Source organism: Herbaspirillum lusitanum P6-12 (genome assembly GCF_000256565.1).
Taxonomy (GTDB): Bacteria; Pseudomonadota; Gammaproteobacteria; order Burkholderiales; family Burkholderiaceae_D; genus Herbaspirillum; species Herbaspirillum lusitanum.
In genome coordinates this window covers 1-8,785 of record NZ_AJHH01000502.1, presented here as the reverse complement: position 1 = coordinate 8,785, position 8,785 = coordinate 1, and the positions used below count along the sequence as shown (strand labels likewise).

The window sequence follows — 8,785 nt, the reverse complement described above, 5'->3', positions numbered from 1 at the left end:
GAGCCGGTGATGGCGAGGGCGCACAGGGTCAAAAGCAGGAACTGCTGCATGGGTGTCTCCGAGGGGGATGATGTTATTTCTTTGCAGCAATCATATACTCAATATATCCGACGGGCAATTTTTGCACCTTCAATTACCGCTGAAAGCGCCGCTGGCATTGACGTTCCGACAACTGTGGCTAATTTCCGGATTCTTCGGCATCCTCTGGTCTGCCTGCATTTCTCGAAAACGTCGCCTTCCACCAAAGGAACATCCTTGTCCGCGCCCCTCTCCTCCCTGTTGAACAAGCTTTCCTGCGCGCTGCTGGCGCTTGCCGCCGTATTCATCTCAACCACCGCTCACGCCGAACAGAAACGCTGCCTGAGCGAGTGCAAACCGCGCATTGGCATCGTCTCCGCATTCGGCGCCGAGGCCGACATCCTGCTTGAGCAGACCCAAAGAAAACACGACTGGCGCATCAACGGCAATCGCTTCACGACCGGCGTATTGCGCGGTAATCCGGTGGTGATCGTACTCAGCGGCGTGAGCATGGTCAACGCCGCGATGGTCACGCAACTGATGCTGGATCATTTCCACATTGAACGCCTGCTGATGAGCGGCATCGCCGGCGGCGTCAATCCGGCCAATCATGTCGGCGACGTGGTTGTGCCGGAAAGCTGGGCGATGCCGATGGAAGTCTATTGGAATGGCGACGGCAGCCTGCCGGCCGCTTGCGGCGAAGCCGGCGATGTCAGTTGTCTGGGATTGAAGCTGGCGACGGAAAACGGCAAGGCGCGTTCCGACTTCCAGTTCGATGCGCCGGGCGGCAAGGTCAGCAGCGGTCTGTTCATGCGCGACAGTTTCGTGATGAATGCCGCCAACGCACCGCAGGGTGAGTTCCGCTTCGAGTTCCAAGCCGATGCGCAAATGCTTGCGGTAGCGCGCGACCTGAAACCTGTGCTGGCGACATGCGGCCCTAAAAACCCGGCGCTGTGCGTTGCCGTTCAACCGGCGTTGATAGTCGGTGGACGCGGCATTTCCGGCTCGGCTTTCCTGGCCAACGCCGGCTACCGCAGCTATCTGTACGATACGCTGCAAGCGCAGCTGGTGGATATGGAAACGGCTGCCTTCGCACAGGTTGCGTATGCCAACGGCGTGCCGTTCATCGCCTTTCGCAGCGTCTCTGATCTGGCGGGCGGCAACGACTTCAAGGATGTCGGCGCGTTCTTCGGCAGCGGCTTGGCGGAGACCAACGAGGCAAGCGTGACGCTGGCATTCCTGGAGGCATGGGGACGAGCGCACCCCAAGAAAAAATAGAAATTCTGCGAGATTTGTCGCGTAACAATTTCAACTCGCACCATTATTTTCATGCAGGTCCGCGATTGGCGAACTCGGCTTTTCATTGACGCGTCTCATGTCCGGCCCACCTTCAAGGAAACCGCACATGATCTCTGCATTCAAATTCATCAAACCTGCAATCCTCGCCACACCGATGCTGGCGGCCGCCTGCCTCACGTTGGCAGGACAGATCCCGGCGCAAGCGTCCACGGTCGTTCAGCGACTTGTTCAAGCCGATATCCCATCCGATATTCAAGCAAGGGATCACGCTCTTGCCGCTCCTCCGTATGTCCATGCCGTGCCGGCGGACATGATGCGCGGGTCGGGACAATGGATAGGCAATCTTTCTCTCAAAGACCTTGCCGCCGATACGGCTCCGGTCAAAAAAGCTGCAGGCCCTGCATCGCTTTACTTCAAGCCTGCCACGCCTGGATGGATAGATGCGCTCGATGCCGCAAGCTACATGATGACGCTGACTGTCCCGATCACGTTCGACATCCTTCCTTCCGCCAATCGACCTCCGCCACCGAATATCCAATCCCCCCTCAAGTAAGCGCAAGCGACCTCAAAAACGCGGCTTCACCGTTTTCCAGTCCGGCTTGTACTTGCGCATCTGGCGCACGTCGTCGCGCGAGCGGATGCCGCAGCCGAGATAGAGGTCGTGCAGCTTGGCCAATTGATCGCGATCGAGCTCCACACCCAGGCCGGGCGCCCGCGTGATGCTGACGCAACCGTTGCGGATGGGCAGCTTGCCGCCCTTGATGACTTCTTCGTCGGCTTCCTGCCACGGATAATGGGTGTCGCAGGCATAGGACAAGTTGGGCACCGCCGCCGCCACATGCGACATCGCCATCAGGCTGATGCCCAGATGCGAATTGGAGTGCATCGAGACACCGAGGCCGAAGGTATCGCACATCAGCGCGAGCATCTGCGTGTCGCGCAAGCCGCCCCAGTAGTGATGATCGGCCAGCACGATCTGCACGCTGTTCAAGGCGACGCTGCGGCGGAACTCATCGAAATCGGTCACCACCATGTTGGTCGCCAGCGGCAATCCGGTGCGGCGATGCAGCTCCGCCATGCCCTCCAGCCCCGGCGTGGGGTCTTCGTAATATTGCAGGTCGTCGCCCAGCAATTCGGCCATGCGCACGGCGGTGTCGAGCGACCAATTGGCGTTGGGATCGATGCGCAGCGGCGTGTCGGGGAAGGCCTTTTTCAGGGCCTTGATACAGGCGACTTCATGCTCCGGCTCCAGGGCGCCGGCCTTCAGCTTGATGCTCTGGAAACCGTTCTCATCGATCATCCTGCGCGCCTGGGCGACGATCTGTTCTTCGCTCAGCGCCTCGCCCCAGGCGTCTGGCTTGTACGGGCTGTCGATGTGCTCCGCATACTTGAAAAACAGATAGGCGCTGAACGGAATGTCGGTGCGCACGGCGCCGCCCAGCAAGTCCACCAGCGGCACGTTCAGATAGCGCGCCTGCACGTCGAGCAAGGCGACTTCGAACGCCGAATATGTATTGCTGACGGCTTTGCTGGCGTGCGAACCCGGGGCCAATTCGGCACCTGCATTATTGGCCGGCGACATGCCCGCCACCGCGGCCTTGACGATCGCGCGCAGGCGGTTGAGGTTGAACGGATCGAGGCCGATCAGTTGGGTTTTTACCTTGTCCAGCACGGCCAGCACGGCGGCGTCGCCGTAGCTTTCACCGAGGCCGAAGTGGCCGTTGTCGGTTTCCACCTCGATGATGGAACGCAAGGCGTATGGCTCGTGAATGCCGCTGGCGTTGAGCAGGGGCGCATCCTTGAATGCGATCGGTGTGACGGTGACGCGGGTGATCTTCATGTCTTTTTCCGGAATCAGTAATGAATTATTTGTTGCCTGCGATCGCCGTGGAGTACGCTGCGGTGCGGGCGAAAAACACCACGACCGCCGCCACCACGGAGGTCGTCGCCAGGGCATACAGGCCGCCCTGGATCGAACCGGTCCTTTGCTCAAGGAAGCCGAAAGTGGTCGGTGCGACGAAACCGCCGAGGTTGCCGATGGAATTGATCAGGGCGATGACGCCGGCGGCAATGCGCGCATCCAGATAGGCTTGCGGCAGCGGCCAGAACAGCGAAGACGCCGCCTTGAATCCCACCGCAGCGAAACAGATCGAGACGAACGCGAAAACCGGTCCGCCGAAGGTAGATACATACATGCCGATGGCGGCGATGATCAGTGCCGCCGCAGCCCAGGCCTGCTGGAACTTGAAGCGCGCCGCCAGGCTGGCGAACAGGTACATGGCGATGATGGAGATGATCCATGGGATCGAATTGAACAGGCCGACCTGGAAGTCGGAATATGCACCCATCTTGCGAATGATGCTAGGCAGCCAGAATGTGGCGCCGTAGATCGTCAGCGAGATCGAAAAATAGATGAAGCAGAAGATGACGATCTGGCTGTCGCGCAGCAGCGCCCAGGTCGAGATATGGGCCGGCTTGATCTTTTCACGCTCGGCCTGTTCGGCGGCGATGGTGTTGCCGATGAGATCGCGTTCGCTCTGTGTCAGCCACTTCGCGTCAGCCGGCCGCGAGTCGAGCCAGAACCAGACGAAACCGCACAGCACCACCGAGGCGAGGCCTTCGATGATGAACATCCATTGCCAGCCCTGCAGCCCGCCGCCGTCGATCTGCAACAGTCCCCCTGAGATCGGCCCGCTGAGGATGGACGCCAGCGCCGAGCCGGACAGGAAGATCGCCATGGCGCGCCCGCGTTCGCTGGCCGGCAGCCATTGCGTGAAGTAGTAGATCACGCCCGGGAAGAAACCGGCCTCGGCCGCTCCCAGCAGGAAGCGCAGCACGTAGAAGGTGGTCTCGCTGTTGACAAAGGCCATGGCCGTGGCCGCCAGGCCCCAGGTCGCCATGATGCGGGTCAGCCAGGCCTTGGCGCCGAAGCGTTGCAGCAGCAGGTTGGAGGGCACCTCGAAGAGGGCGTAGCCGACGAAGAACAGGCCTGCACCCAGGCCGTAGGCGGCCGTGCCGATGCCCACATCGGTGGCCAGGTGGCTGCGCACGAAGCCGATGTTGACGCGGTCGATGTAGTTGACGATGAACATGATCACGAACAGCGGCAAGACGCGCTGCTTGATCTTGGCCACCGCCTGTTGCAGGACGGTGGGCGCGGCCGCGCCGGTGGCGCTGGCTGCTGGCTGGGGTGTTTCCACGCAGGTCTCCTCGATGGACAGGGCGCAGCTGGCATGGCCTCTGTGGGCGAGATGTCGTCGTACAACTGCGCGATGTGGAGCATTAAAACACTAATATATTAGTGCGTCAATCACGGGAGGGCGGTTTATCATCGCGGGTCGGGAGGGAAGTGCTCGTGGTTGACGGGCGTGCTCCCGGGTTTCCAGCAAGGACGCAAGGACATCAGCATGACCAGCACCAGCACCGCCCCCATCGTCATCACCCCGCCGCCGCTGGACCGCTCGCGCCATGCCGCGCCGCAGGTATTCGAACGGCTGCGTGAAGCCATCATCACGATGCAGCTCACGCCCGGCACCGTCCTTTCGCGCGCCGAGCTGGCCTTGCAGTTCGGCCTGAGCCAGACGCCGATCCGCGACGCGCTGATGAAGCTGGGTGAAGAAGGCCTGGTGGATATTTTTCCGCAGCATGCGACTGTCGTGCGCGCGGTGGATATTGCAATGGCGCGGCAGGCGCATTTCCTGCGCCGTTCGATTGAACTGGAAATCGTCCACACGCTGGCGGCAGCCCCGAACCCGGCATTGATCGTGCGTCTGCAAGCCAGCATTGCCAAGCAAAAAATATTGGCCGACAGCGAGGATTACAGCGAGTTCGTCGAAGCCGACCAGGCCTTCCACCGCCAGATGTACGAAGCCGCAAACATCCCCGATCTGTGGGCCATGGTGCGTCGTCACAGCGGCCACCTGGACCGGCTGCGTGCGCTGCATGTGCCGATTCCCGGCAAGGCGCGCGCGGTGCTGCGCGACCATATCGCGATCGTTGATGCCATCGCGGCGGGCGATCCGATTGCCGCGCAGGACGCCTTGCGCACGCATCTGTCCAATACCTTGTCGCACCTGGACGATATCCGCGAGCGCTTTCCGCACTACCTTAAAGATTGAGACTGAAATTAAGATTGAGACTGAGGAGTTTTACTGCGGGGAAGGTTTGCCTTAATGCGTTGCTTTACAGCGCAGCGGAGAACTTGCGGCCTTCGGTCAGCATGAGATGGAAATCCGCGGCCGGGACCGGACGTGAGAACAGGTAGCCTTGCAATTCGTTGCAACCGGCTTCCTTGAGGAAATTGAACTGCTCCATGTTTTCCACCCCTTCGGCGATGACCTTGTGGCGCAGTTGCTTGGCGATGCCGATGATGGCGCTGGCGATGGCGCAATCGTTGGTGTCGTCGGGAATGCCGGTGGTGAACGAGCGATCGATCTTGAGCGTATTGATCGGGAAGCGCTTGAGGTAGGACAGGCTGGAATAGCCGGTGCCGAAATCGTCGAGCGAAATCGTCACGCCGAGCAGGCAGATTTTTTCCATGATCGAAATCACGCGATCGGTGCTGTGCATCAGCATGCTTTCGGTGATTTCCAGTTCCAGCCATTCGCCGGTCAATTGATGCCGGCTTAGCGCCGCCCTGACGCGGTCCGGCAGCGACCGTGTGAATTCGCGGGCCGTCACGTTGATGGCGATGCGGATCGGCTCCAGGCCAGCTTCTTTCCACTGGCGCGCCTGCGCGCACGCGGCTTCCAGCACCCAGTCGCTGAGCTGGACGATGAGGCCGGTCTCTTCCGCAATCGGGATGAAATCACCCGGCGCCAGCAGCCCGCGCTCCGGATGCTGCCAGCGCACCAGCGCTTCGGCGCCGGTGATGTGGCCTTGCGCGAAGTCGATCTTGGGCTGGTAGTACAGCAGCAGTTCGTTGTACTCGAAGGCGTGCAGCAAACCGGTTTCGATGCGCAGCAAGTCCAGCGTGTTGCGGTTCATTTCTTCGCTGTAGTACGCGTAGCCGCCTTCGTTATTTTCTCCGCCCTGCTTGGCGCGGTACATGGCGATGTCGGCCAGGCGCAGCAGGGTTTCGGTGTCGGTGGCGTCTTGCGGATACATGCTGATGCCGATGCTGGCGCCGACGCGCAGCTCATGCCCGTCGATGAAGAACGGCTCGTCGAACAGCGCGATCAGTTTTTGCGCAACGAAGCCGGCGTGGTAATCCTTGTCGATGTCGAACAGCGCGATGGCGAACTCATCGGCGCCCAGGCGCGCCACCACGTCTTCGTCGCGCAATGCTTTGCGCAAGCGGATGGCGACTTCGACCAGCAGCATGTCGCCGGCGACGTGACCCAGGGTATCGTTGATGGGCTTGAAGCGGTTGAGGTCGATGAACATGATGCAGCCGTAGATATTGTCCTGCTGCGCGGCCAGCAGCGCCTGGTCGACCGTGCGCGTGAGCAGTGTGCGGTTCGGCAAACCGGTCAGCGAGTCGTAATAGGCCAGATGATGAATCAGCTTTTCGGCGTTCTTGCGTTCGGTGATGTCGTTGATGTAGCCGATCATGCCGATCGGCTGGCCGTGCTGGTCGCGCATGACCGACAGCGACAGACTGGCCCAGAACGCCTCGCCCGACTTCTTGCGGCGGCGCACTTCCATCTCGCGCCCGCCCTGCGCCAGGAACACGTCGTTGAGCGAAGCGTCGTCCTCGTCTTCGTTCTCATACAGGAACAGCACGTTGCGGCCGATCGCTTCGATCGCGGTGTAGCCGAATAACTGTTCGGCGCCGCGGTTCCAGCTGGTGATGAAACCGGCCTGGTCCATCGTGATCACCGATTCGTGCATCTGGTTGAGGATTTGCGCCTGCTGCTCGAGCTTGGATTCGATCTGGTCGAGCACGCGGCTGCGCTTTTCGGTGTCGGCGCGGTTTTGCAGCAGGCGACCGGTCAATGCGGCGAATGAGGCCAGGCGTCCGGCTTCGGCTTCAGTGTAATTTTCGGGCGGATCGGGAAAGACGTAGTGACCGTAGCTCACGCCCTCGTGCTCCACCGGCTGCAACAGTTGCTGCGTGTCGAGTGCGTTGGGGACGTCGGAAAAATAACGGCCGCCCGAGCGGCCGAGGAAACTCGATACGATATTGCTCAAGGCCTCATGCAGCGCGATGCCTTCGAGGCCAAGCACTGCGTCAAGCAGTGCCGAGCAGCAGGCCAGATCGTTGCTGCTGAGGGTGGCGATCATCGGGTCAGGCCTCGTGACTGACTTTGGAAGCCCAGCGATAAGCCTGGATCAGCGCGCGGCAATAACCTTCGGGAGTGACGCCGGCCGCGGCCAGATCAGTGTGACGCAAGGGGATGCGGCCGTATTCGGCGCGTTCCACCACGTCCAGCAAACGACCGAGGCGGCCACGGCGCTGCATCAGCGCGTCGAGGATGTCCTGCGGCAGCTTGAGCGGCTCGATGATGAGTCGCAGCGGCATGGTCAGCAATACGTCCAGCAGCGAAAACATGCCGACGATGAAGGCACGGTCCTGCTCGTCGCGGTCGCCGTCGATCTGGTGGCACATCGCTTCCATCATGGCGGCGCGCGCAGCAGCACGCGGCAGCAGCGGATTGGCCGACTCGTCGCCGGGGAAGCGCGCATACAGCAGCAGTTGCAACCAGCGTTGCAGTTGGCGGCGGCCCAGCAGGTTGATGGCCTGGGTGAAATTGGTGATGTGCGCCGAGAAACCGAATGCCGCCGAGCTGACCAGTTTGAACAATTGGTACGACAAGGCCGGATCCTGCTTGAGCAGGCCTTCCAGCGCATGCACATCGGCGTCGTGCGAGACCAGTTCCAGCAACTTGACCAGGCGGCCGCGTGAAATCGCATCCTTCTGCGCGACGTTCGACGACGGCAATAGCGGGTATTCACCGCTGAACCAGCGGAAGCCTTCGGCGCGGCAAGCGTCGAAACTGACCGGGTCGGGGACGTTTTCAGCCAGGTGCGGGCCGCGCATGCGCGTCAACCACGGGCTTGCATCGGCCGGAATGCCGGCACTGCAATCGAGCGACAGCGATTCGATGAAATCCGGGAACAAGGCAGTACGCGGCGGAATACCGTCGGCGATCAGGCCGTAGCCCATTTTCGTGAGGCGCTCCAGCAACGGTTGTCGCGCCGGATCGGCGCAATATTCGACCGGTACGCGCAAGATCAGTTGGGTGTCCTTGGGCGGCGCGCCGAATTCACCTGCGAACTTGTCGGGATTCGGGACCGTGAGGATGCAGGAAAGCCGTCCGAGCGCTTCGCCCAGACCGAACTCGTTGAAAAGCCGGGAAAACAGGTCGCAACCGTTCTCATCGAACGGCGACACATGCAACGACAGCGCCGTCCACAAGTAATGGACGTCTGCAACGGGCTGTAAAAAAACTAAAGGAAAAGGAATGCTTTTATCCTGGACAGCCATTTTGTGTGGAATTGCGGTGAGCTACCGCAAAATTTTTAT

The 8,785-nt window shown here is 61.0% G+C and carries 7 protein-coding genes; 3 read left to right on the top strand and 4 right to left on the bottom strand.

All coding sequences use genetic code 11. From position 1 onward, the window contains the following. Positions 1–255: 255 nt before the first annotated feature. Positions 256–1,296 (top strand): 5'-methylthioadenosine/S-adenosylhomocysteine nucleosidase, encoded by a 1,041-nt coding sequence (locus HLUSI_RS0117045; protein ID WP_157137887.1) that lies wholly within the window; start codon positions 256–258, stop codon positions 1,294–1,296. A gap of 127 nt (positions 1,297–1,423) precedes the next feature. Then, entirely contained in the window at positions 1,424–1,870 is a 447-nt protein-coding gene (locus HLUSI_RS0117040; protein WP_016835114.1) for a hypothetical protein, read from the top strand. Between the two features lie 12 nt (positions 1,871–1,882). Here HLUSI_RS0117040 and HLUSI_RS0117035 read toward each other — a convergent pair whose 3' ends face one another. Next, positions 1,883–3,157: a glucarate dehydratase family protein gene (locus HLUSI_RS0117035; RefSeq protein WP_016835113.1), complete on the bottom strand. Its 1,275-nt coding sequence runs from the start codon at positions 3,155–3,157 to the stop codon at positions 1,883–1,885. 25 nt (positions 3,158–3,182) lie between these two features. Next, the gene (locus HLUSI_RS0117030) at positions 3,183–4,517 is read right to left on the bottom strand and encodes an MFS transporter (protein WP_016835112.1); all 1,335 of its coding nucleotides are present in this window, start codon (positions 4,515–4,517) and stop codon (positions 3,183–3,185) included. 207 nt (positions 4,518–4,724) lie between these two features. On the opposite strand from HLUSI_RS0117030, the gene HLUSI_RS0117025 reads away from it, so the two are divergent. Next, entirely contained in the window at positions 4,725–5,435 is a 711-nt protein-coding gene (locus tag HLUSI_RS0117025) for a GntR family transcriptional regulator (protein WP_040503592.1), read from the top strand. Between the two features lie 64 nt (positions 5,436–5,499). Here HLUSI_RS0117025 and HLUSI_RS0117020 read toward each other — a convergent pair whose 3' ends face one another. Together HLUSI_RS0117020 and HLUSI_RS0117015 are read right to left on the bottom strand one after the other, a co-directional pair. After that, entirely contained in the window at positions 5,500–7,542 is a 2,043-nt protein-coding gene (locus tag HLUSI_RS0117020; RefSeq protein WP_016835110.1) for a putative bifunctional diguanylate cyclase/phosphodiesterase, read from the bottom strand. 4 nt (positions 7,543–7,546) lie between these two features. Continuing rightward, complete coding sequence (locus HLUSI_RS0117015; RefSeq protein WP_029363643.1) at positions 7,547–8,746, bottom strand: HDOD domain-containing protein; 1,200 nt, start codon at positions 8,744–8,746, stop codon at positions 7,547–7,549. Positions 8,747–8,785: the final 39 nt, after the last annotated feature.